General features: G+C 64.5%; 17 protein-coding genes. 11 read left to right on the forward strand and 6 right to left on the reverse strand.

Translation table 11 applies throughout. From position 1 onward, the window contains the following. The first annotated feature begins 82 nt into the window (after positions 1-82). Positions 83-1,381, forward strand: a complete 1,299-nt coding sequence (locus ACLIMP_RS20740) for a dicarboxylate/amino acid:cation symporter (protein ID WP_443478213.1) — start codon at positions 83-85, stop codon at positions 1,379-1,381. A gap of 72 nt (positions 1,382-1,453) precedes the next feature. Next, positions 1,454-2,140, forward strand: a complete 687-nt coding sequence (locus ACLIMP_RS20745; protein ID WP_185999809.1) for a GntR family transcriptional regulator — start codon at positions 1,454-1,456, stop codon at positions 2,138-2,140. A gap of 58 nt (positions 2,141-2,198) precedes the next feature. On the opposite strand, the gene ACLIMP_RS20750 is transcribed toward ACLIMP_RS20745, so the two are convergent. Further along, positions 2,199-3,122 (reverse strand): SMP-30/gluconolactonase/LRE family protein, encoded by a 924-nt coding sequence (locus ACLIMP_RS20750; protein WP_443478214.1) that lies wholly within the window; start codon positions 3,120-3,122, stop codon positions 2,199-2,201. A gap of 159 nt (positions 3,123-3,281) precedes the next feature. On the opposite strand from ACLIMP_RS20750, the gene ACLIMP_RS20755 reads away from it, so the two are divergent. The 4 genes from ACLIMP_RS20755 to ACLIMP_RS20770 all read left to right on the forward strand — a co-directional run bounded on the left by ACLIMP_RS20755 (position 3,282) and on the right by ACLIMP_RS20770 (position 7,601). Further along, on the forward strand, positions 3,282-4,238 hold the full coding sequence (locus ACLIMP_RS20755) for a hydroxyacid dehydrogenase (RefSeq protein WP_443478215.1): 957 nt from the start codon (positions 3,282-3,284) through the stop codon (positions 4,236-4,238). Then, on the forward strand, positions 4,235-4,957 hold the full coding sequence (locus tag ACLIMP_RS20760; RefSeq protein WP_054439070.1) for a 4-carboxy-4-hydroxy-2-oxoadipate aldolase/oxaloacetate decarboxylase: 723 nt from the start codon (positions 4,235-4,237) through the stop codon (positions 4,955-4,957). The genes ACLIMP_RS20755 and ACLIMP_RS20760 overlap by 4 nt, the downstream gene beginning before the upstream one ends. Positions 4,958-5,118: 161 nt before the next feature. Further along, positions 5,119-6,429 (forward strand): NtaA/DmoA family FMN-dependent monooxygenase, encoded by a 1,311-nt coding sequence (locus ACLIMP_RS20765; protein ID WP_443478216.1) that lies wholly within the window; start codon positions 5,119-5,121, stop codon positions 6,427-6,429. Continuing rightward, the gene (locus tag ACLIMP_RS20770) at positions 6,429-7,601 is read left to right on the forward strand and encodes an alpha-hydroxy acid oxidase (RefSeq protein WP_054439071.1); all 1,173 of its coding nucleotides are present in this window, start codon (positions 6,429-6,431) and stop codon (positions 7,599-7,601) included. Before ACLIMP_RS20765 ends, ACLIMP_RS20770 begins: the two co-directional genes overlap by 1 nt. 95 nt (positions 7,602-7,696) lie before the next feature. Here the strand turns inward: ACLIMP_RS20770 and ACLIMP_RS20775 are convergent, their stop codons facing one another. Next, positions 7,697-8,425: a hypothetical protein gene (locus ACLIMP_RS20775; protein WP_443478217.1), complete on the reverse strand. Its 729-nt coding sequence runs from the start codon at positions 8,423-8,425 to the stop codon at positions 7,697-7,699. Positions 8,426-8,561: 136 nt separating this feature from the next. Then, positions 8,562-9,809 carry a S8 family serine peptidase gene (locus ACLIMP_RS20780; protein ID WP_443478218.1) on the reverse strand — a complete coding sequence of 416 codons (1,248 nt, stop codon included), beginning with the start codon at positions 9,807-9,809 and terminating at the stop codon, positions 8,562-8,564. 83 nt (positions 9,810-9,892) lie between these two features. Between ACLIMP_RS20780 and ACLIMP_RS20785 the strand changes: the two genes are divergently transcribed. Continuing rightward, complete coding sequence (locus tag ACLIMP_RS20785; RefSeq protein ID WP_443478910.1) at positions 9,893-10,390, forward strand: RNA polymerase sigma factor; 498 nt, start codon at positions 9,893-9,895, stop codon at positions 10,388-10,390. Next, complete coding sequence (locus ACLIMP_RS20790; RefSeq protein WP_443478219.1) at positions 10,387-11,184, forward strand: anti-sigma factor family protein; 798 nt, start codon at positions 10,387-10,389, stop codon at positions 11,182-11,184. Before ACLIMP_RS20785 ends, ACLIMP_RS20790 begins: the two co-directional genes overlap by 4 nt. Positions 11,185-11,241: 57 nt before the next feature. On the opposite strand, the gene ACLIMP_RS20795 is transcribed toward ACLIMP_RS20790, so the two are convergent. After that, positions 11,242-14,142: a TonB-dependent receptor domain-containing protein gene (locus ACLIMP_RS20795; RefSeq protein ID WP_443478220.1), complete on the reverse strand. Its 2,901-nt coding sequence runs from the start codon at positions 14,140-14,142 to the stop codon at positions 11,242-11,244. Between the two features lie 266 nt (positions 14,143-14,408). Between ACLIMP_RS20795 and ACLIMP_RS20800 the strand changes: the two genes are divergently transcribed. From ACLIMP_RS20800 to ACLIMP_RS20810, 3 genes are all read left to right on the forward strand, one after another. Then, positions 14,409-17,537: a glycoside hydrolase family 2 TIM barrel-domain containing protein gene (locus ACLIMP_RS20800; protein ID WP_443478221.1), complete on the forward strand. Its 3,129-nt coding sequence runs from the start codon at positions 14,409-14,411 to the stop codon at positions 17,535-17,537. Between the two features lie 288 nt (positions 17,538-17,825). Further along, entirely contained in the window at positions 17,826-19,136 is a 1,311-nt protein-coding gene (locus tag ACLIMP_RS20805; protein WP_443478222.1) for a methyl-accepting chemotaxis protein, read from the forward strand. Positions 19,137-19,331: 195 nt separating this feature from the next. Next, positions 19,332-20,618: an MFS transporter gene (locus ACLIMP_RS20810; RefSeq protein ID WP_443478223.1), complete on the forward strand. Its 1,287-nt coding sequence runs from the start codon at positions 19,332-19,334 to the stop codon at positions 20,616-20,618. A gap of 4 nt (positions 20,619-20,622) precedes the next feature. Here the strand turns inward: ACLIMP_RS20810 and ACLIMP_RS20815 are convergent, their stop codons facing one another. Both ACLIMP_RS20815 and ACLIMP_RS20820 read right to left on the reverse strand, forming a co-directional pair. Next, a complete protein-coding gene (locus ACLIMP_RS20815) occupies positions 20,623-21,759 on the reverse strand; it encodes a glycoside hydrolase family 130 protein (RefSeq protein WP_443478224.1) in 1,137 nt (378 codons plus the stop codon). Positions 21,760-21,876: 117 nt separating this feature from the next. Further along, positions 21,877-22,551: a CDP-alcohol phosphatidyltransferase family protein gene (locus tag ACLIMP_RS20820; RefSeq protein ID WP_054439085.1), complete on the reverse strand. Its 675-nt coding sequence runs from the start codon at positions 22,549-22,551 to the stop codon at positions 21,877-21,879. Positions 22,552-22,695: the final 144 nt, after the last annotated feature.

Here is a 22,695-nt window from a genome sequence, read left to right on the forward strand (position 1 = left end):
CCCATCCTGACCCCGGTTCCGCCCATCCCGGCGGAACCGGGTCCTTTTTTGGGCCCCGCCCCTCTTCCAAAGAGTACTGCCTATGTCACGTCGCCTGACGACCCTGATCGTCGCCGGGATGGTATCCGGCGTCTGCGCCGGATTTGCCGCCAACCAGATCGTCGGCGGATCGGCCGAAACCGCCGGGCAAGTGGCGGGCTACTTCCACCTCCTTGCCGACATTTTCCTGCACCTCATAAAGATGATCATCGCGCCGCTGGTGTTTTCCACGCTGGTCGCGGGGGTTGCGCATATGGGAGACAGCGGCGCATTGGGCCGGATCGGCGGGCGGGCCATGGCCTGGTTCGTGATCGCCAGCCTGATCTCGCTGACGCTGGGCCTGGTATTCGTGAACCTCTTCGCCCCCGGCGAGGGGCTGGACCTCGTGCGCTCTGCCACGAACGTCGACGCGCCCGTCAATGGCAGTGCCCTGAATTTGCGTGACTTCGTGCTGCACGTGTTCCCGACATCGATGGTCGGCGCGATGGCAGACAATTCGGTGCTCCAGATCGTGGTCTTCTCGCTCTTCATCGGGGTGGGCCTCACGGCGCTGGGCGATGCCGGCAAGCCGGTGGTGGTGCTGATAGAGACCATGGCCCAACTCATGCTGAAAGTGACCGGCTACGTCATGCGGGTCGCGCCGCTGGCCGTGTTCGGCGCGCTGGCGGCGGCCGTGACGACGGAGGGGCTCGGCGTGCTCAGGACCTTCGGCACGCTGGTGGGCGAATTCTACCTTGCGCTCATGGCGCTCTGGGTTCTCCTGCTGGCCGCGGGCGCGCTATTCCTCGGCAAGCGCATCTTCTCGCTGATCCGCCATGTGCGCGAACCGGTGCTGCTCGCCTTTTCGACCGCCTCTTCCGAGGCGGCCTATCCCAAGATGCTGGAACAACTGGACCGCTTCGGCGTGCCCCGGCGCATCTACAGCTTCATCCTGCCACTGGGCTACAGCTTCAACCTAGACGGCTCGATGATGTACGCCACTTTCGCGACGATGTTCATCGCGCAAGCTTACGGCATAGACCTGCCGCTCATGACGCAGATCACGATCCTGCTGGTGCTGATGGTGACGAGCAAGGGCATCGCGGCGGTCCCCCGCGCCTCGCTGGTGGTGGTCGCCGCCACGCTGGCGCAGTTCGACCTGCCGGTCGAAGGCGTGGCCTTCATCCTTGCTGTCGATCACTTCATGGACATGGGCCGCACCGCCACCAACGTCCTGGGCAACGCCATAGCCACCTCGGTCATCACCCAATGGGAAGGTCTGCTGGCGCCCGAGAGCGAGGGCGAGCGTCCTGTTCCCGCCGTGGCCGAAGCGGACATTGCGGCGAAGATCGCCCTGCCGTAACCTGCCTCGCAAACCGCCGGAGCCGCGTTCACACCTCGACCCACGGGCAGAATCGCCTATCAGGGGAACATCATGAGTTCCCAACCATCCTCCGTCGCCAGCCAGCGCATCGCCGATATCCTCGCAGAGCGTATCCTCTCGGGGGATCTGCGGCCGGGAACCCGGATCAAGCAGGACGAACTGGCGGCGGAGCTGGAAACCAGCCGCATCCCGGTGCGCGATGCCCTGCGGATGCTGGAAGCACGCGGCCTCGTCACCATGCGCCCCAACACCGGGGCCCGGGTGACGAGCCTGACGATGCGCGATCTCGAAGTCTCGTTCGAAATACGCGCCAGGGTGGAGCCGCTGCTGCTGGCGGAAAGCGTGCCGAACCTGACAGAACAGGACCTGGCCGACCTCAAGGAGGTGATGGAGCGGATCGAGCAGGTTTCCGACCTTGACGAGACGATCGCGCTGGGCCGCGAGTTTCACTGGATCACCTATCGCCGCCACGATACGCCGCTGCTCGCGCAGATCGTCGAGCGCGTCTGGGATACAACGCAGAGCTATCGCCGGGCCTACATGAAGCTCTCGCTCGGCAGCGGCAATCGCACGCACGACGTGGAACACCGGCTGCTCTATGACGCGATAAGCCGCCGCGAAGTGGAAACCGCACAGGCCGTCCTCGTCATGCATATCGGCCGCACGCGGATCGGGCTGGAGCGCTATGCCCACCTGTTGAGCCAGTCCGACGCAAAGACCAAGCCCCCCCGCGCCTGACGCCAATCGGATTGGCGCGGGACGCATTTTTCGCGCGCGCGAAGGGGATAAAAACTCCTCAGATGCTCGCAGAATAGATCGGACGTCCCGGCACCGGCATCTCCACCCGGTAAACGGTGCCGGTGCTCGATTCCGTGAAGTAGAGCCATTTGTTGCCCGGTCCGCCATATGCCGCATTGGTGGTATAGCGGCCTTCCGGCACATCGATCCGCAGCATCGGCTCGCCCCGGTTGCTGAACAGCCAGACCGCGCCGAAACCGACATGGCAGACGACGAGATTGTCATCCTCGTCTATCGTCAGTCCGTCCGGCCCGGAGCCGCCGGACATCTGGATATAGGTCCCCACCTTGCTGATCACCGCACCGTCGTTGACCAGTGGGCACCGCCAAACGGCATTGGCGCGGGTAACCGCCAGGAACAGCGCCGTCTCGGCCTTGTTCAGCACGAGCCCGTTGGGACTGGGAATCCGGTCCAGCAGCAATTCGGGCTGCGCCGTCCCGGCGCGCACGCGGAACAACCGGCCATTGGGGTTCTGCCAGCCCGACTGGCCCTGGTCGGTGAAGTAGATATCGCCGTTGCGCGCGATCGTCAGGTCGTTGCAGCCAAGGAAAGGTTCGAGCAGGTAGCGGTCGAACCATGTTTCCGCCTTTCCGCTCTGCAAGTCGCAAACGACCATGCCCTTGTGATGGTCCGCCACCAGCAGCCGTCCATCGGCGAGGAACTTCATGCCGTTCGGCTGCCCATCGTATTCGAAACCCAGTTCGCAGGTTCCGTCGGGCGCGATCCGGAACAGCCGTCCCCAGGGAATATCGGTAACCCACAGGTTCCCCTGCGCATCGAACACCGGTCCTTCGAGAAACACCGGCGCTGCCGCACCGTGAAGCTGGACCCTGGCCCATTCGGTCGTCTCGCCGTGCCGACGGAATTTCTCGGGAATACGGCAGAAGGGTTCCGCCATGACGGCGGGCGGGGCAGCGAACATCGCATTCTCCTCTCAGCCGATCGCCCGGACGAAAACGGACAGATCGGATACATCTCTTTGCGGAAAGACCTAATAGGAGTTGACCGCGCGGGAAAGAGCTTTCACGAGACACTCAAGCCACAAACGTATACATAATCGTCGTGGAAAGGAGATTCAGGCGTGAGTTCCCGCGAACTTGTATGCATTATCGATCCTATCCACCCTATCGGCGTGGAAAGGCTGAGCGCCCGCCATGACATTATCGCTCCGGCGAACTGGCGCGAGGACGCAAGGCTTCGCGAAACCAGCGTGATCGTCATCCGCACCAGCCCGTTGGGGCCGGAGATTTTCGGTGCGATGCCCCGCCTCAAGGCCATCGTGAAACACGGTGCGGGCGTAGACAACATCGCCATTCCGGCAGCCAGCGCGCAGGGCGTGATGGTGGCCAACACGCCGGGCGGCAACAACTCCACCGCCGTGGCCGAAGGCGCGGTCTCGATGATGCTCTCGTTGCTGCGCCAGTCCCGCGAGATGGACGCACTGGTGCGCGGCAATCGCTGGGACGAGCGCTGGCAGATCCGCCTCGGGGACCTGACCGGCGCGAAAGTCGGACTGATCGGCTTCGGCCGCATCGCCCGCTGCGTCGCACGCATATGCAGCGCCGGTTTCGGAGCCGAAGTAGCGGCGTTCGATCCGATGGTGCCGGATGAGGACATGCGCGCCGCCGGGGTCGAACCTCTGCCCCTCGAACGGATTCTCCAGCGCGACATCGTCTCGATCCACACTCCGCTCAGCGAAGGCACGCGCAACCTGATCAACACTGTCGAACTCGGCCTGATGGCACCGCATGCGATCCTGGTGAACTGCTCGCGCGGGGGCATCGTCAATGAGGCCGCGCTCGCCGAGGCGCTCAGATCCGGCCAGATCGCGGGAGCCGGGATCGACGTTTTCGAAGCCGAACCGCCGTCCCCGGACAACCCCTTGTTCGGCCTGACCAACTGCATGCTCTCACCGCATGTCGCCGGCGTCACCGAGGCGGGCATGAAGGACATGGCGCTCCACGTCGCCAGCGTCGTCGACTGCGTAAGCCGCGGAGAACGACCCGCGACCCTCCTCAATCCGGAGATTTCCGAATGACCGCTCCGCTCAAGTCCGTGATCTACAAGCGTATCCCCCGGCCCGATCCCGAGCTTGTAGCCCGCGCAGCCCGGTTCGGCGTGGCCGATCTCCACGAAGGCCTTGGCGAGATCGCCGGCCGCATGTGCCTGATGAGCCCGGCGATGGCGCCCATCTCCCCCGGCCAGAAGCTCTGCGGCCCCGCCGTCACGGCGTGGAATTTTCCCGGCGACAATCTCGCCATTCACGCAGCTCTCTACGTGGCGGAAGCCGGCGACGTGCTGGTGCTGACGAATGGCGGCGGCCATCAAGGGGCGCTTTGGGGTGACGTGGCCTGCACTTACGCTCGCCGCAAAGGCCTTGCCGGCACTGTCGTCCATGGCGCCATGCGCGACGTCGATGCCATTCGCGAGCTCGACTACCCGGTCTGGTCCACGGCCGTTTCCGTCGAGCACCCGAAGAAGCGCGGCCCGGTTGCGGTCAACGTGCCGTTGGTGGCGGACGGCGTACTGGTCGAACCGGGCGACGTCGTGGTCGGCGATTCCGATGGAGTGCTCGTCATCCCGCGCGCCCACCTTCTGCAAACGGTTGAAAGCGCGGAGAAACGCGCGGCTGCCGAAGTCGAGTTCCGCCGCCGCATCGGCGAGGGCGAAGTGCTGTTCGAGGTGCTCGGCATGGACAAGGTCATCGCCGATCTCGGCATCGAAATTCACGACTGCACCTGGGGAGGGGACCTCTAAGAGGTCCGGCAGGGGCGGCCGGGGCCGGCTTGCGCCGGTTCCGGCCGCATCCCCCGCCTACGGGATACAGGCGCGAAAACTTGTATACAATAAAAAGGTCCAGACATGCCTTTCGGCCCGCCGGACCTGCACTTCAGATTGCGAGAGAGGGAACCGGCGCCATGACGAGCAAGCAGATTCATCTGGTCAGCTTCCAGATCCATTCGCCGATCAATCATACCGTGCTGAGCTGGGCCGCGCCCGGCGATACCCGGCTCTCCGCGATGAGCGACCTCAAGGCCTGGCAAAGCCTCGTTCGCACGCTTGAGCGCGGGAAGTTCGACGGGCTGTTCTTCGCCGACACGCCCGGCGTGTTCGACCGCTATAGAGACAGCCACGAGGACGCGGTGAAGTACGGCGTGTGCTGGCCCAGCCACGATCCTGTCGTACTGCTTTCCGCCCTTGCCGCCGCCACCGAGCATCTCGGTCTGGCAACCACGATGTCGACAAGTTCCTATCGCCCCTGGTCGATCGTGCGCCAGCTCTCGACGCTGGACTACCTGTCCGGCGGCCGTATCGGCTGGAATATCGTCACCGGCCACTTGCGGGGCGAACATCGCGCGCTGGGCCTCGAGCAGCTCGAACATGACCGCCGATACGATGCTGCCGACGAATATATGGAGATCTGCTACCGGCTCTGGGATTCCATCGGCGAAGGCGCGATCCTGGCCGACCGCGAACGCGGCATCTATGCCGATCCCGACAAGGTGAAGTTCGTCGACTTCAACGGTGAATTCCACAAGTGCCACACGGTCGGCCCGGTCCTGCCTTCGCCGCAGCGTCGCCCGGTGCTGTTCCAGGCCGGAACCTCCGGGCGGGGGCTGCGCTTCGGCATCGAGCACGGCGACGTGGTGTTCGCGATCCAGCCGAATCTGCCGGGAATGCAGCGCTACATGCGGCAACTCGAAGAAGCCGCTTCCGGTCTTGGCCGCAAAACCCCGGGCGTGCTGTTTGGCGTGCAGCCGATCCTCGGCGGCACCGAGGAGGAAGCCCAGCGCCATCTAGACGACCTGATCGAACGCTTGCCGCTCGACGGTTGCCTTGCCCGCCTTTCCGGCACGATGGGCGTGGACTTCTCCGGCATCGAACTGGACCAGCCGATGCAGGAACAGGCGACCCAGGCTTCGCAGGGGCTGATGAAGGCCTTTACCTCGGTCCTGGGCGACAGGCCCTTCACCTTGCGCGAAGTGGCCATCAAGTGGGGGCTTGCCGTCGGCATGCCGCAGCTCGTGGGCACGCCCGATCAAGTCGCGGACAAACTGGAGAACATCTGGCGCGAAACCGGCTGCCACGGCTTCAACCTCACTCCTACGGTCATGGCTTCCTCAGTGGAAGGTTTTGTCGACGAGGTGGTGCCGATCCTGCAGAGGCGCGGGATCTATCGCACGGAATACGAAGGCACGACGTTCGCCAAAAATCTCGGGCTGAATTGATGGCCGCCATCGCCGAACGCGCGCACAATATACCCCAGCTTCGCGACCTCGCCCGCCGCCGCCTGCCACGCGCGATATGGGAGTTCGTGGAGCGGGGAACCGAAGATGATCTCCTGATCGGGCGGAACCCCGATGCCCTGCGCGCTGTGCAACTCCTGCCGCGCACCCTGCGCGACGTCTCCGCGCGTTCCGCCGAAATTACGCTGTTCGGGCGCCGCCAGCCGCTCCCACTGGTGATCGCACCCACCGGGGTAGCGGATCTCATGTGGCACCGCGGCGAACGCGCCATCGCGAAAGCCGCGGCAACAGCGGGCATTCCCTTCACGCAGACCACTAGTTCCACCACCAGCTTCGCCGAGATCGCCAAAGTGGCCTCGTGCGGGCACTGGATGCAGATGTACCTCTGGGAAAGGCGCGACCTGTCATGGCAGGTCGTCGATGCCGCACGGGAAAACGGCGCGGAAGTCCTGGTGCTGACAGTGGACACGCCGCTCTGGCCGCTGCGCGAATTCAACCGCAGGGCCGGCATGTCAAACCCGGTGCGCCCGAACGCCCGCCTCGTCGGCGATTTCCTGCGCAGACCGCGCTGGCTCGCCTCGGTCATGGGCCGCTACATGCTGGAGGGCGGCTTGCCGCAGTTCGCCAATTATCCGGCGGAAGTCGGCGGACGGATCACCGGCAAGGTCTCACGCGTCGCCAATTCCGCCTCGGTCGACTGGAAGGACGTGGCCGAACTGCGCCGCCGCTGGCCCGGCAAACTCGTGCTCAAGGGCCTGCTCCATCCCGACGATGCGCGGATGGCAGTGGATCACGGCGTGGACGGTATCGCCGTGTCCAACCATGGCGGGCGCAATTTCGATTCCTCGCCGCCCGCTATCACCGCACTCGGCGATATCGTCGATGCCGTGGCAGGGCGCGCAGCGGTCCTGTTCGACAGTGGCATCCGGCGCGGCGCGGACGTGCTGAAAGCCATGGCGATCGGCGCGGACGCGGTGATGGTAGGCCGTGCGACGCTCTATGGCTGCGCCGCCGCCGGCGAGGCAGGAGCCCGACATGCGCTGGCGTTGCTCGCGAACGAGATAGACGTGGGCATGGCCATGCTGGGCGTGAACCGGCTGAACCAGCTTGACCGCAGCTTCCTGATGCCCGGAACCGCCGGGTTGCTGCGCTGAAACGAAAACCCCCGGCGGCATTTCTGCCAACCGGGGGCTCGCACCGTCATGAGCCGATCATCGGCCCCGTCGGTGCGCGGGGGGTATTGTCAGATTCAATTGCCGCTGGCGCTCGCGCCAAGGTTGACCGAGGCGCCGGAGGCCGAGCGTGAGGCTCCTGCCGAACCCGAGGCGGCAGCATTGTGTCCGGCTGCACCGGCATTGGCGGAACCATTGCCCGATCCCTGGGCCTGCGCACTCTGAACTGCGGAGGCAGTTTCGCCGGCACGGTCACGCGCGCCGGATGCGGCGGAAGAAAGCTGTTGCCCGGCTGCGCTTCGGGCATTGCCGAGCGTCGACGCCGCATCACCCGGCAGCGTTCTCGCTGACAGCGCGCCATCGGCCGCGCCACTGCCGGAAAGCATGGCGCCCGAGGCGGTGCGGCTTGCTGTTCCGCTCGCGGTGCCGCTTCCCGTGGCGCCGAGCGATCCCGCCGAACCGCCCAGATTGCCTGCCGCGCCCGATGCCGTATCGCGGACCGCCGAAGTGTCCGGCGCGGAGATCGATGGCGCGCTCACCGACTTGCGGGCTCGTCCCTCGCCGCTGCCCCTGGCCGAAGACGTGACCGAACGCGTGGTTCGCGACACACCGATGTCGCCCGCGCCGCTACCCGCGCCGCCGATCGAACTCCCGACCGAACCAATGCTGCCTCCGAGCGAACCGCCCAGGGAACCACCCAGCGAGCCGCCCAGTCCGCCGCCGCCCAGCAATTGGGCATTGGCAGTGCCGCTAACGGCTACGATGGCGAAAACGGTGATGGCCGTACCGAAAGAGAGCTTCTTCATGATTTCGTTCCTTCCTCTTGTCGTACCTGCCGCCAGGGCATCTCGCCTTGCCGGGGTGTCTGTGAGAGGAACGGATGGCCATTGCGCTTTCATCCGTGACGAAGGCGATTTTTATAAAAAAATTCCGCGCGGCCTCTTATGTACCCGAACGGCAGATCATGCAGAGCACGCCCCGTCCAGTCTGGCGCGATGCGCCGAATGCCTCGGAATTCGCGGCTTCAAGAGCCGAACCGGCACTTTTGCCCTGCGCCATGCGAGCCGCGATGCGGGACGCGGCTAGAGGAGCGGCGAAGGACGTGCCCCGCAAACCGATGCGCCCCTTGCCTGGAACGATCGCCGACATGTCCGCGCCGGGAGCAGCATAATCCAGGTGGGATGCCCGTCCGGCCTCGATAAGCACCCGGCCCCGACCGTCCACTCCGGTCACTGCGACAACACCGGGATAGGACGCCGGGTAGGCAGGAGGCGCAGCGGCGCCGTCATTGCCCACGGCGGCGACCACCGCCATCCCTTTCGCGCGGGCAGCCGCCACCGCCCGCGCCAGCAACGGATTGGCAGGCCCGACCAGACTGATCGACACGACTGGCACCCCCTGCCCCGCCATCCAGCCAAGCGCGCGCGCGATAGCAAGGGCATTGCCGCCAGCCGGGTCCGAACCGTAGACATCGGCACCATAGATCCGCGCCGATCCTGCACTCTTGAGCAGCGAGGCGATCGCAGAAGCATGCTCACTGCCTTTGGGGGCGCCGCTGGCGAAACCGCGCTGAGCGACAAGCCGATCCGAGCCCGCAATCGCACCATCGATAACGCCGACCGTGCCTCCTCGTGGAAGCGCCGGTGTAGCAGGCTTCGCACTGGTCCCACCGGCGCCCACGCCTGACGGGAAATGAATCTGGTCAGCCGTGATCTCGCGGCCTGGCAGCGCCCGGCGCAAGATCTTGAGCCCGCGGGCGAGCGATTGCCCGGCGGGGATGGATAGCCGCGCATAAGCGATGCCGAGATCCTCGATCACACCTTGCTCGATCGGCAGGAATCCCCGGTCCCGCGCGAGGGCAAGGCTGGCAGGGTCGGGATCGAGCAACAGTACCTCTCCGGCGCGGGCCGGTTCATGGCGATCGTCCCAGTCCACCGCTCCCCGGCTTGCCATGACCAAGCCTTCCAGACGCGCGATACGCGCCTGCGCAAGTTGGCGCGCGCTGCGCTCGATTGTCGAGGTTGGCGCCAGTGCTCGATCCGTCAATTCCTGCGCGGCATCGCCAACCCGCCCCAAAGTGCCGAGCGGATCAATCCCGCCGGGAAGCGAAAGCTGTGCCTGCGCCGGCCCCGTCAGGGCCAGGAGCAGCGAGGCCAGCAATGCGTATGGTGTCTTCCCGCGCGGTATCATCAGTGGTCCGATAGCAAAAATAAATGGCGTCAGGGGATGAAACGGTGGCATCGGGACGTTTCATCCCGGGACATGGCAATTCGATGAGCAACAACGGCTTCTGCAACGAACTGACGGCACTGCTGCCACGCTTGCGGCGGTTCGCACGCGGGCTTGCGCAGAATGCCGCCGATGCCGACGACCTGTGCCAGTCGACCGTCGAGCGTGCGCTCAGGGCCCGCCAGCAGTGGCAGGAAGGGACGCGTCTTGACGCGTGGGTTTACAGGATCATGCGGAACCAGTGGATCGACGAAACCAGAGCAAGAGCGCGCCGGGCACAGACTTTCGCTCACGAGGACGAAGGCGCGAACATCGGCATGGCCGGGGACCGCGACGCGGAGAACCGCGTCGAGCTGAGCAATGTTGACCGCGCGCTGGCGCGGCTGCCGGAAGAACAGCGCGAGGCGGTCGTGCTGGTGCTGGTCGAAGGCTTCGCTTACCGCGAGGCCGCCGAGATCATCGGCATTCCGCAGGGAACACTGACCTCCCGGCTAGGTCGCGGCCGGGAAGCACTGATGAAGGAATTGGGAGAAGTGGCATGAGCGTGACGGCGGAAGAACTGATGGCGCTCGTCGACGGCGAGCTTTCGCCCGAAGATGCTGCGCGCGTCGAAGCCGCCATTGCGGCGGACCCGGAACTGGCCCGGCGGCTCGATGCCGAGCGCGGCCTTCGCGAAACCCTGCGCGGACATTTCGCACCGGTGGCCAGGGAGCCCGTGCCCGATGCGCTCACCGACATGATCGCCCGCGCCGCCGCCGAGGAGGCGGAAGAGCAGATGACCGACAGCAACCACGCCGCACCGGCGCAGGTGCTGGACTTCGCGAGCGCACGCAGCCGCCGCGAGGAAGCCGAAAAGGCGCGCCGCAAGGCCGAAAGAAAATCACGCGCTCCGATCTTCGCGGATCGACGCATGGCCTTCGCCATCGCCGCTTCACTGGTGCTCGGGCTGATGCTGGGCACCCGGCTTCACAGCGAAGGGCCGATCACGTCGAATGGCAACAGGCTGGTGGCCTCGGGTACGCTGGCAAAGGGGCTCGACCGCACGCTGGCATCGGCGGGAGGCGAAGGCGACTTGCGTGTCCTCACCAGCTTCCGGCGCAGCGGCGGCGGCTATTGCCGCGTGTTCGAAGCCCGCGCGGTAGCGGGCATCGCCTGCAAGGACGACCGCGACTGGGTTCTCGAGCGGACGATGAAGCCCGACGACAGGCCAAACGGTGCCTACCGGCAGGCCGGTTCAGCGGGTGCCGCTTTGCTGGCGGCCGCGCAGGAGATGGCCGCGGGCGAGCCACTCGACGCCGCACAGGAAAGTGCCGCTCGCGAGAAAAACTGGCGCTGAACGAACAGCCACCGGATGAGCGCGCCCGGCTTCCCGAGGAAACCGGGCGCGCCTGTATCAGCGGTGGAACCTCAGGCTGAGGAAGAAGGTGCGTCCGATCACATCGTAGACACCGGACTGTTCGCTCAGTTCGAAATTCGCACCGCCCGCCTCGGCACCGGGGATGCGCGGCGGCTTGCGGTCGAAGGCGTTGTTGAGCCCGCCTGACAGTTCGATATTGTCAGTGAGCGCGAAGAAGGCCGAGAAATCGTTGTAGAATACGTTCGGCGTCCAGATCTTGCTGTACTTCTCCTTGGTGATCGTGGTGCTGGCCTTCATCGGCGAGACGTGGCGCAGGCTCCAGGTGAAGCCCATGCCGTCACGCGAATAGGTCGTGCGCACAACACCCTTCCACTTCGGAGAACCGAAGATTCCGGCATATTCGGTGATCGAATTGGGATCGGACGGATCGAGCGTGTAGCGACGATTGAGCAGGCGCGTGTAGTTGGCGTCGATCGAAAGCTTGCCCTCGTCGTCCGGCAGGCCGAGCCGTGCCAGCGGAACCGAATAGTTCAGGCCGAAATCGATACCCCGCGTCAGATACTGCGCAAGGTTCAGCTTCTGCGTCATCACCGCTTCGAGATTGCCGTTGGCGTCGCGCTTGATGAGGGGGCAGAAGATATTGTCGAGCGTCGGCTGATCCACGCACTTGTCGATCAGGGTCTGCGCACCGAACGCATCGATCGCATTGCGCAGGTCGATGTTGTAGTAATCGACCGTCAGCGACAGGCCCGGCAAGAAGCGCGGCTGCATCACCGCGCCGACCGTCAGCGTCTTGGCGGTTTCCGGCTTCAGGTCGAGATTGCCGCTCGAGATGATGTCACGGTAGAGCCAGTAGCTGGCGGTATCCGCAGGGCTGATCGCCGCGCAGTTCGCCGCCGTGTACTGCGTGCGGGTAGCCCGGTTGGCGAGGTTGTAGGTGTTGCACGGGTCCGTGATCCAGAGACCTGAAATGCTGTCCGCTGTGTAAAGCTCGCCTATGTTCGGCGCGCGCACCGCCTGACCGTAAGTCGCGCGGAAGCGGATGTCACGGATCGGCGCCCATTCGCCGCCGATCTTCCAGGTCGTGGTCGAACCGGCGGTGCTGTAGTCCGAAAGGCGCAGCGCGCCGTCCAGCGAAAGCGTCTCGAAGAACGGCGTCTTCGCCAGCAGCGGGACGTGGACTTCGCCGTAGACTTCCTTGACCGAATACTTGCCGACCAGCGTTCCGGCGGTCGTGCCGATGGTGGGATCGTAAAGCGGGCTGTCCGGATTGTACTCGGGGATCGCGCCGATATCGTTGCGCTCCTTGCGGTACTCTCCGCCCAGCACAACCTGCACCGTGCCGCCGGGCAGGTCGAACAGGCCGCCGCTGACGTAGCCGGACAGGACCTGCTGCGTCAGCGTCGATTTCGACCAGTGCGAGGTATAGGTGATGTAGTCGATCATCTCCGGCGTGAGCTTCACCAGGGGATTGATCGCCACGCAGCCGTTACCGGGATCGTCGAGCGTGCTGCGGCAGATCGCCTTGCCGTCCGGCCCCGTCGTGCTGTCGAGGCCCAGATACCAGCGATCGTATGCAGTCGAATTGACGTCGCGCACGCGTTCGGTGGTCTTGCCGTAGGAGTAATAGGTCGAATAGTTCCACGGCCTGGAGAAGAGCGTGAAATCACCCTCGGCACCGGTCACGGCCTGGAACAGCGTGCGGTCATACTCGGTGCGCGGAGCGGCCAGTTCCATGAAACGCCGCGCGAACTGCACGCCGCCTGCCGGCACCGCACCGCCGTTGGCGGCGCGCATCTCGTCCGTGATGTAGGGGCTGTCCGCCGGAACGACGTCGGTGCCGAAGGCGGTCATCTGGAGATAGCCGGCCTTGGACGTATTGTGCGCGAAAGTGGCGTTGGCGAAGAGCTTCAGCGCATCGCTGACCTCGAAGCTCGCCGATGCGCGGGTGTTGATACGCTGCGAGGGAACCGAAAGGAACCAGCCGTCATAGCGGCCATTATATTCGCCGCCATCGGTCAGCAAGGTGCCCAGCGGTTCGGTCGACGTGCCCAGATTGACGGGAACGGCGTTGACGAAACCACCCGGACCGAGAATCGGATCGCGCAGCGTGCCATTGCCGCTGACCGCGTAAAGCCTGCCGCCCAGCACCACTTGCGCGGCATCGGCGGTGTTGATGTTGCGAACGTGATCCTGGATGTAATAGGGGCTGGAACTGCTGGTGCGGGCGTAGATCGGATAACCGTCCGCCGTCCATGGCCGGTCCGCACCGCTGACGGTTCCGGGCGTGTTCTCGAAGAAACCGTAAAGCGTCACGTTGCCGCGATGGTCGGCAAAGTTGGCGCCGGCCAGCAGGTCGAACCCGTAGGTATCCATGTCGCCGCGCGTGGACGCACTGTAGCGCGTGTTCGCCTCGACCCCTTCGAAATCCTTCTTGAGGATGAAGTTGGCCACGCCCGCAACCGCATCCGCGCCGTACAGCGCCGAGGCGCCGCCGGTGATCACCTCCACGCGCTGGACGAGGCTGGAGGGAATATTGCTGAGATCGACCGCCGAAGTACCCGGAATCGCCGCCACCTGACGGCGACCGTCAACCAGTACCAGCGTGCGCTGCGTGCCCAGGCCGCGCAGGTCGAGCGCATTGACGCCAGCGTTGCCCGCAAGGTTGCTGGTCTGGTTGGTCTGGGTGACGGCCAGTGCCGGAAGCTGGTTGACGACATCGGCGATGTTCTGCGTGCCGGTCGCCTTGATCTGGTCTGCATCGACGATCGAAAGCGGCGAAGGACTGTCGGCTGCGGCGCGGCGGATGCGGGAACCGGTAACGACGATATCAGCCGCCTTGTTCTCGCCCGCCGTGTCCTGGGCGGTCTCGGGCAGCGTCTGGGCGAAGGCCGCGGTTGAAAGGGCGCCAGCGGAAAGCCCCAGGCAACTCAGCATCAGCAAGCACCGGAAACGCGCCACGGCGGACCCCGCGGCGAGGGCATTATATCTCATTGATTTTTGCTCCCTGTTGACCGCATGAATCCCCACATACGGTACACCGTATACGATATTATCATTTCTGCGTTGTCAAGTTGGGTGCAGCGCATTCAATCGGTTGCAATGCGAAGACCCTGACCGGTTGCGCTTTTCCTATATTGGTATACGATATATTTATCCGGTTTTCCGTTGCCGGAACAGCTTACCGTCAGGGGAAATGCCAAGTGCGTACCATCATCCATTCGAGCGCGATCGGAAGCCTGATGGCGAGCCTGCTGGTTTCCGCAGCCGCCCATGCACAGGCTCCAACCCCTGAATGGGAGCAGCCGGATGTCATCCGGCAAGGCGCCGAACCGATGCATGCGACTTTCGACGGGTTCGAAACGCGCGCCGCCGCCTTGTCGCGAGAAACCGCAAAGTCACGCTACCATCTCTCGCTCGACGGTGACTGGAAGTTCCAACTCTCCAGGACACCGGAAACCCGCCCTACCGATTTCTTCGCCGAGGATTTCGACGCAAGCGGCTGGGGAACCATGAAAGTCCCCGGCATCCTCCAGGCCGAGGGTCATGGACGGCCGGTGTTCGTGGGCAGCGGCTATCCCTTTCCGCGCAACCAGCCCTGGATCGACCACAGCCTCAACGAAGTGGCGTCCTACCGCCGCAACTTCACCGTTCCCGCCACCTGGTCTGGCCGACGCCTGCTGCTGACCGTCGGCGCGGCGGGCGCGGCCTATTACATCTGGGTCAATGGCCAGCGCGTAGGCTATTCGGAAGACTCCAAGCTGCCCGCCGAGTTCGACGTGACGCGCTATGCTCATGCCGGCAACAACACCGTCGCCATCGAACTCTACCGCTTTGCCGATGGCAGCTATCTGGAAGACCAGGACTTCTGGCGCGTCAACGGGATCGAGCGCAGCGTCACGCTCTACGCCGCACCGGCTACGCATATTCGCGACCTGACCGTCGATGCGGGGCTGGAGAACGGGTATCGTGACGGCAAGCTGGCCGTGAAGGTCGACCTGGCCGGACAGGCCGCCGCGATGCGGATCCGCGCGACGCTGCTTGACGGCAGGCGCGAAGTGCTGGTGCACGAAGGCCCGGCAGACGGAAGCGCCGTTTCCCTCTCGGCGACCATTCCCGCCGTGCGAAGCTGGTCGGCCGAAGATCCGCAGCTTTACACCTTGCTGGTCGAGCTGCTGGGCGCCGATGGCAAGCTGATCGAGGCGACCAGCCGCCGCATCGGCTTCCGCACGGTGGAGATCGCGGGCGGCGAAGTGCGCGTGAACGGCAAGCGCATCATGATCCGCGGCGTCAACCGCCACGAGCACGATCCCAAGACCTTCCGCATCGTTTCCGAGGAAACGATGCGCCGCGACATCGAACTGATGAAGGCGGCCAACGTCAACGCGGTGCGCACCTCGCACTATCCCAACGATCCGCGCTGGTATGACCTTGCCGACGAATACGGCCTCTATGTCATGGACGAAGCGAACATAGAGAGCCACGGCTACCTCAGCCTTTCGCAGGAACACGGGAACGACCCGAAGTACCTGCTCGGCAACGACCCGAAATGGCTCGCGGCCCATCTCGACCGGGTGGAGCGCATGGTCGAGCGCGATCGCAATCACCCCTCGATCATCTTCTGGTCGCTCGGCAACGAAACCGGCATCGGCAGCAACTTCGAAGCCGCCGCCAAGTGGGTGAAGGCGAACGATCCCACCCGCCTCGTGAGCTTCCTTGGCTGGAGCATGAGCAACTGGCGCCATCCGACGAACAGCTACGTCGACATCTTTGCGCCAATGTATGACGATGTTCCCAAGATGGTCGATTACGCCAAGGATCCGGCGTTCACCCAACCGCTGATCCTGTGCGAATATGCGCATTCGATGGGCAACAGCCTCGGCGATCTCGAAGGCTACTGGCGAACCATGCGCAGCTATCCCAAGCTGCAGGGCGGCTTCATCTGGGACTGGGTGGACCAGACCATGCTGCTAAAGGACAAGGATGGTCGTCCGTTCTGGGGACAGGGCCTCGACTACGATCCCGACCCGAAAGCGCCCGGCGTACATGGCGACGACAGCCCGGTGGGCGACGGCGTGATCCAGTCGGACCGGACGCCGGACCCGGAATACTACGAACTGGCCAAGGTGCAGTCACCGATTGCCTTCACGCATGACGCTGGCGGATACCGCGTAGTCAACCGCCACGACCACATCGACCTCTCGCGCTTCACGCTGGACTGGACGATGATGGAAAACGGCAATGATGTCGCCAGCGGCACTCTGGCCACACCGCAGGTCGCGGCCGGCAGTTCAGCGGCGCTCACCGTTCCGGTTCCGGCTGCGAGAAATGCCTCCGCAGAGCGCATCCTCGTCCTGCGCGCCCGTGCCAGGGCCGGCGCCGTACCCTCGCAGCCGGCCGGGCATGTCGTCGGCTGGGAGCAGTTCGAGCTATCCGGCCCGGTCGCAGCACCCGCCACCGCGGGCACGGTCGCTCCCGGCGAGACCGCCTCTGCGCTGCGCTTCGAAACGGGCGGTGCCGTGCTGGAGATCGACAAGGCAACCGGCCTCGTCACCCGCTACGAACGCGGCGGCAAGCTGCTGCTGACCGGCGGCGCGCCGAACTTCTGGCGCTCGCCGACCGATAACGACGTGGGCGCGGGCGTGCCAAAGAGCCACGCCATGTGGCAGTACTTTTCCGAGCATCGCCGTCTCGAGACGATCACGCGTGAAGGCAATGCCGTGATCGTCCGCCATGACATGGGCGTCGGCTCGGTGAAGACCGAAACGCGCTGGACGATGGCAAGCGACGGATCGGTGGGCGTCACAATCCATTTCGAGCCGCTGCGAGACACCCTGCCCGATCCGCTCCGCGTCGGCCTCGCCTTCGAGACCCCGGCCGAACTCGATCACGTCCGCTGGTTCGGGCGCGGTCCGCAGGAAACATACGCCGACCGCAAGACCGGCGGCATGATCGCCCAGTGGCAAGGTTTGCTGGCGGACCAGTTCCACGACTACGCCCGTCCCCAGGAATCGGGCAACAAGACCGACGTTCGCTGGATCGAACTGACGGGAACGAAGACCGGCAACAATGTCGGGCTGCGCATCACTGGCGCGCAGCCGCTTTCGGTCAATGCCCTCGCGTTCCCCTATGCCGATCTCGCGATGAAGCCGCCTGGTCAGGCGCACAGCTCGGACATCCGCCCGCATGGCAGCGGAACGCTGCTGATCGATGCCGCGCAGGTGGGCGTAGGCGGCGACACCGGCTGGAACCTCGATGGCCGCGCGCACATGCCCTACCGCATCGAACTGAAGCCGCTCACCTATTCCTTCACGATCGGCGGAGTAGACTGACAACGACCTTCGCCCTGCCCGCCCCCTCGGAGGCGGCGGGGCGAATGCCGTCCCCACGGGACGCAATATCAAATCTTTTCAGCGCGATATTGAGATTTATTTCAAATCACACGCCCTCATCATAACAAATAGAACCATTCAGGTTCTAAAATTTCCCGGAAACGCCCCCTTGCGAGCTGTCCGGAACGTCCAGCTCCCGGAGCCCGGCACCTATAATGCCTGATGATACTTCGCCGGCATCGGATCTCTTCAGGTCCGGGCGGCGAACTCAGGGGTGGGGGGTATCTTATGTACTGGTTCAAGGCCGACGCGCCTATTCGTCTCAAATTATTCATCGCTTTCGGCAGCTTTGTTGCCCTGACGGCGCTTGCCGGATTTTCCGGCATGCTCATGCCAGCTTCGGTGGCCCGGTGGATGGCCGCCGGCATCGTCGTGCTCGCCATGGTGCTGGCATTCCTTTACCGCGAAGCCATCGCCGGACCTTATGTTACCACGGTCGTGAGGATGGAGGGCCTGGCTGCTGGCGATCTGGACACACCGATCCAGTTCACCGACTTTCGCGACTGCGTGGGCCGGATGACCACGGCGATGTTCCAGTTCCGCGCCACTGCGCAGGCTCAGATCGAGTCCGACAAGGAGGCGCAGAACAATTCCCTGATCGTGCAAGGCATGGCCGAGAATTTCCGCCGCATGTCGCAGGGCGATCTTACCGCGGACATTACCGAGGCCTATCCCGCCGACTATGCCGTCCTCAAGGAAAGCTTCAACGAGGCTCTCGCCAGCCTGCGGTCATTGCTGGGAGCGGTGAAGGCCAGCACCCAGAACAGCCTTACCGGCTCGCGCGAGATCGCACAGGCATCGGAAGATCTTGCCCGCCGAACGGAGGGCAATGCAGCAAGTCTCGAACAGACGGCAGCGGCGATCCAGCAGATCGACACACGGCTGAAAGCCACGGCCCAGGCCGCTTCGCTCTCCGTCGCCACATCGGGGCAGGCGATGGGTGCGGTCAACGAAGGACGCGCACGCACCGATGCCGCCGTCGGGGCGATGAACCGTGTCAGCGACAGTGCGAAGGGCATCGACGGCGTGATCGAAGGGCTAGACAAGATCGCCTTCCAGACCCGCGTCCTGGCCATGAATGCCGCCGTAGAGGCAGGCCGCGCGGGCGATGCCGGTCGCGGTTTCGCGGTCGTGGCCGATCTGGTTTCCGCCCTAGCCATGCGGGCAGAGGAGGAAGCCAAGCGTGCCCGCGACCAACTCGGGGTCACCCAGTCGGATATCGAGGTCGCCGTGGAAGCGGTGCGCAAGGTCGACGCGGCGTTCGAAGTGATCTCTACCTCCGGCGAGGAAGTTGCCCGCCTTGCCGGCCAGATCGCAGCCGACAACGATGCGCAGGCGGCGGCCATCGGGGAGATCAACACGGCGGTTGGCGTCATGGACCATTCGACGCAGCAGAATGCCGCTATGGTCGAACAGACATCCGCCGCGGCGAGGAACCTGACCAACGAAATCGCTTCGCTGGCAAACGAAGCGGACCACTTTCGCATTGGCCCTGCAAGCCCAGGCTTCCGTCCGACACTGGTTCGCAGCGGCACCTGAAACAAACCAAATTTCGTGGAATTTCCGGCCCGCTCGCCTTCAAAAGGCGAGCGGGCCTTCCGCTTTGCTGCCTCGCTCCGGCTCCATGACAAATTTACGTCGCATACTTCCTATATTGCGTGTACTACGTTCCCGCCAAAGGTCGACGCAAGAGACCTTGGCTCGAAACGAGCAGGATTGGGAAGGGAGAGGCGGATGGCTGCAGATGCCACGGCGCAGAAACTGCGCCGAAGGACATTGGCGTGGATTGTCGGGATCGCAATGGCTGGTCTCATGTTCGATGGCTATGACCTCGTCGTATACGGGACCGTGGTCTCCACGTTCCTTCGTGACCCGGCGCAGATCGGTCCAGTCGATCCGGCGCTGGCAGGCGCCCTCGGCAGCTATGCGCTGCTTGGCGTACTCGTGGGCGCGCTTATTGCCGGGAGCATCGGCGACCGTATCGGCCGACGGCGAATGATGATCGCAGCCTATGCGTGGTTTTCGCTGGGAATGCTGTTCACCGCCCTCGCCCATTCCGCCGCCATGTTCGGAATCCTGCGTTTTACCACCGGGCTCGGGGTCGGCGCACTGTTGGCGACGACGGCCGCCATGGTTTCGGAATATGCTCCGCCGGGACGGCGCAATCTCTACAATGCCGTGACTTACGCGGGCGTGCCGCTGGGCAGCCTCGCAGCGGCGGGTATCGCGATCCTGCTGGCTGAGCATATAGGATGGCGCGGCATGTTCGCGATCGGGGCTCTGCCGCTGATAACGCTGCTGCCGCTTGCGATCTTGAGGATGCCGGAATCGGTCATGTGGCTCGTCTCGCGCGGCCGGGTCGAGGAAGCACGCGCAATCGCGGCACGAACCGGCGTGGCGCTGCCCGATCAGGAACCGGCGCCCCGCCGTTCCGAAACGGAGGCGACGGGTTATCGCGGCCTCTTCGGCGAATTCCTCATACCTGCCGTTCTCATCGGTCTCGTCAGTGCGACCGGGCTGCTGCTGGTCTATTCGCTGAACACCTGGCTACCCGAGCTGATGATGCGCTCCGGCTTCAACGCCAGGGGATCGCTGTCATTCCTGCTGGTGCTCAACGGCGGCGCCGTGCTCGGTCCGATGTTCGCTGCCCGCTTTGCGGACCGGATGGGGCCGCGCCCGGTCGTGGCGGCAAGCTTCATCGTGGGCGCGCTGGCCATTCTCGCATTGACCCTTGCCCTGCCGCTTTGGCTACTGCTGTGCGTCGTCGCGCTCGTGGGCGTGGGCACAAGCGGAACGCAGACGCTGATCTACGGGCTGGCCGCCAATTACTTCCCCACGCGCATGCGCGGCGCCGGGGTGGCTTGGTGCGCGGGCTTCGGTCGGCTCGGCGGCGTTGGAGGGCCGCTGATCGGCGGTTTCCTGATCGGAGCGGGCCTTTCGATCACGAAGATCTTCATGGTCCTGGGTGCTCTTGCCCTGCTCGGAGCGGTTCTGGCGATCTGCGTTCCGCGCCGGGCCTGATCTGTCAGGGCGCGAAGACGGCACGGGGAATATGCGTGATCCGGCAGGCCAGGTCGGCCTCGCCGGACGCCACTATATAATGCTCCCCATGCGCGGCGATGCCCGTGGTGAATACCACGTCCCGCAGATACATCTGGTGTTCTAGCGGAAGCGTCAGGTCCGGGGCCGCTTCAAGCAACGGCGCATGGCCGGTCCGCAGGACGCGGCTGGGATCGTCTCGGTCCAGGATCGACCAGTACGTGCGATAGATACCTACGATTTCCTTGGGCTCCACCCCGTGCCAGAGCGTCAACCAACCCTGGTCCGTGAGGACCGGCGGCGCCCCTCCCCCCATTCTCGCGGTGGCGACGGTAGCGGAATGGGGCCGAATTCCAGGCCTGCCACAGGGCTTCCAGAACCGCGCGTCAGGCGAGAGCGCAAGGTTTATCGAAGGCCCCGAACGCCACTCGCTGCCCGGCGGATAGGCGAAATAGAGATCGCCGAGCGGGCGTGTCTGCGCCCAGTAATGACCGCCGACGAGGCCCTCAAAGATCAGCATGTCCTTGTTCTGGTGATCGAGCACGATGTCCTCGAATTGCCAGTCCAGACCGTTTTTCGAACTGTAGAGCGTGGTCGAATGCCGCTCGGGACTGACCGAGCAGGTGGTCATCAGCCAGTCTTCCCCCACCTTGCTGATCCGCGCATCCTCGATCCCGTAGCATTGCAGGCTGCGCTGCGGCGCGATCGCGCGGTCGTAGTGGACGGCGACCACGTTCAGCCCTTCGGCGTCGAGTTCGACGGGCAGTAACCACGAAAGCGAAGTCAGCGCCATGATGCGCCAACCTCCGCCCCGCAGCATGAACTTGCGCGGGTCGGTGGTATCGGCATGCTCCAGCGGCCAGGCGTCTAGCACGTAGCGCCCATGATCGCCTTCCTCGCCCTCCCATCGGATGGCGTGGACATGGCCGTCCCGGATCGGTTCGCGCAAGGCTTCGGCCACGCGCACCATCATCAGCAGATTGCCGCCGGGAAGGCGCGTCAGGCCGGGGTTGAAAGCGCCAAGAACGTAAGTCTCGGCATCGAGATGGCCGGCCAGTGGCGAGCGGGAAAGGTCCACGTCATCGGGAACGAACACGAGACGGTCCACCGGAAAACCGCTCATGAACACATCCCTACCGTAAAGGAAGCGCTCCCCGGAATGGCGGTGACTGGATCGACCATGGCATTCTCCTGACGGAATCGTCAGGAAAACGCGCGTGGCCGCATTGGGTTTCGCCGATCAGCTCGCCGCGGCGAGGCGCCGACCGGTCACAAGCGTCTGAACGACGAACAGGACCATGAGGATCACGCCGACGCTGCCGACGAACAGATCAAAGCCGGAAACCGCGCCGAACAGGCCCTTGCCCGAACCCAACGTCATCATCATCAGGGTGAGGCCGATCAGCATGAAGCGCAGTTCGGTAGGCCCGGCCTGGAGATAGGACAGCTTGAATTCGCCCAGCACGCGGGCGGCAAGATAGGCATGGATGGAAAGCAGGAGATATCCCACCAGTGCCACCATTGCGACGTCCATCGTCACATAGGGGCTGGTGCCGATGCCCCAGACGATCAGCGCCGTCGTCAGCCCGTCACAGCTGTGATCGATGAAATAGCCATAGGACGGGCGCTCGATGCGGCGGAACCGGGCAAGGCTGCCGTCCATGGAATCGCCGAACCACTGCACGACATAACCCGCCATCGCCAGCCACAGCCACTGCGCCGAAAGGTTGCTTGCGGCATAGCCACCGAAGGTCATGAAGGCACCGACGAGACCGGTCGCGGTCAGCACGTCCGGCGTGACCCATCGCGGCATCCGGGCGCAGAGCCATTGCAAGAGCTGTCGTTCCCGCCTTGCCAGGATGTTTTCCTGAATCCGCGTGGGGGGCAGAGGCTGCGTTTCGGATTTGCCGGTCATGAGATGTCGTCCGTGAAGCTTGAATTCAAAATGTCATAAAACGGAAACCCCGATGAAGGCCGGACGCTCCCGCGCGAATGCCGGGCCGGATCAGCCCGTGGCCACGTCATTGCCCCCGATGACGTCACCTGACCTGTCTTTTCA

Source organism: Novosphingobium aeonii (genome assembly GCF_052279045.1).
In the GTDB taxonomy this organism is placed as follows: Bacteria; Pseudomonadota; Alphaproteobacteria; order Sphingomonadales; family Sphingomonadaceae; genus Novosphingobium.

Bases quoted from the DNA above. Each gene is read 5' to 3' on its own strand.
- ACLIMP_RS20805 (WP_443478222.1), top strand. From the start codon at position 17,826: ATGTACTGGTTCAAGGCCGACGCGCCTATTCGTCTCAAATTATTCATC.
- ACLIMP_RS20740 (WP_443478213.1), top strand. From the start codon at position 83: ATGTCACGTCGCCTGACGACCCTGATCGTCGCCGGGATGGTATCCGGC.
- ACLIMP_RS20820 (WP_054439085.1), bottom strand. From the start codon at position 22,551: ATGACCGGCAAATCCGAAACGCAGCCTCTGCCCCCCACGCGGATTCAG.
- ACLIMP_RS20770 (WP_054439071.1), top strand. From the start codon at position 6,429: ATGGCCGCCATCGCCGAACGCGCGCACAATATACCCCAGCTTCGCGAC.
- ACLIMP_RS20750 (WP_443478214.1), bottom strand. From the start codon at position 3,122: ATGTTCGCTGCCCCGCCCGCCGTCATGGCGGAACCCTTCTGCCGTATT.
- ACLIMP_RS20775 (WP_443478217.1), bottom strand. From the start codon at position 8,425: ATGAAGAAGCTCTCTTTCGGTACGGCCATCACCGTTTTCGCCATCGTA.
- ACLIMP_RS20810 (WP_443478223.1), top strand. From the start codon at position 19,332: ATGGCTGCAGATGCCACGGCGCAGAAACTGCGCCGAAGGACATTGGCG.
- ACLIMP_RS20765 (WP_443478216.1), top strand. From the start codon at position 5,119: ATGACGAGCAAGCAGATTCATCTGGTCAGCTTCCAGATCCATTCGCCG.
- ACLIMP_RS20790 (WP_443478219.1), top strand. From the start codon at position 10,387: ATGAGCGTGACGGCGGAAGAACTGATGGCGCTCGTCGACGGCGAGCTT.
- ACLIMP_RS20745 (WP_185999809.1), top strand. From the start codon at position 1,454: ATGAGTTCCCAACCATCCTCCGTCGCCAGCCAGCGCATCGCCGATATC.
- ACLIMP_RS20780 (WP_443478218.1), bottom strand. From the start codon at position 9,809: ATGATACCGCGCGGGAAGACACCATACGCATTGCTGGCCTCGCTGCTC.
- ACLIMP_RS20795 (WP_443478220.1), bottom strand. From the start codon at position 14,142: ATGCTGAGTTGCCTGGGGCTTTCCGCTGGCGCCCTTTCAACCGCGGCC.
- ACLIMP_RS20760 (WP_054439070.1), top strand. From the start codon at position 4,235: ATGACCGCTCCGCTCAAGTCCGTGATCTACAAGCGTATCCCCCGGCCC.
- ACLIMP_RS20815 (WP_443478224.1), bottom strand. From the start codon at position 21,759: ATGAGCGGTTTTCCGGTGGACCGTCTCGTGTTCGTTCCCGATGACGTG.
- ACLIMP_RS20785 (WP_443478910.1), top strand. From the start codon at position 9,893: ATGAGCAACAACGGCTTCTGCAACGAACTGACGGCACTGCTGCCACGC.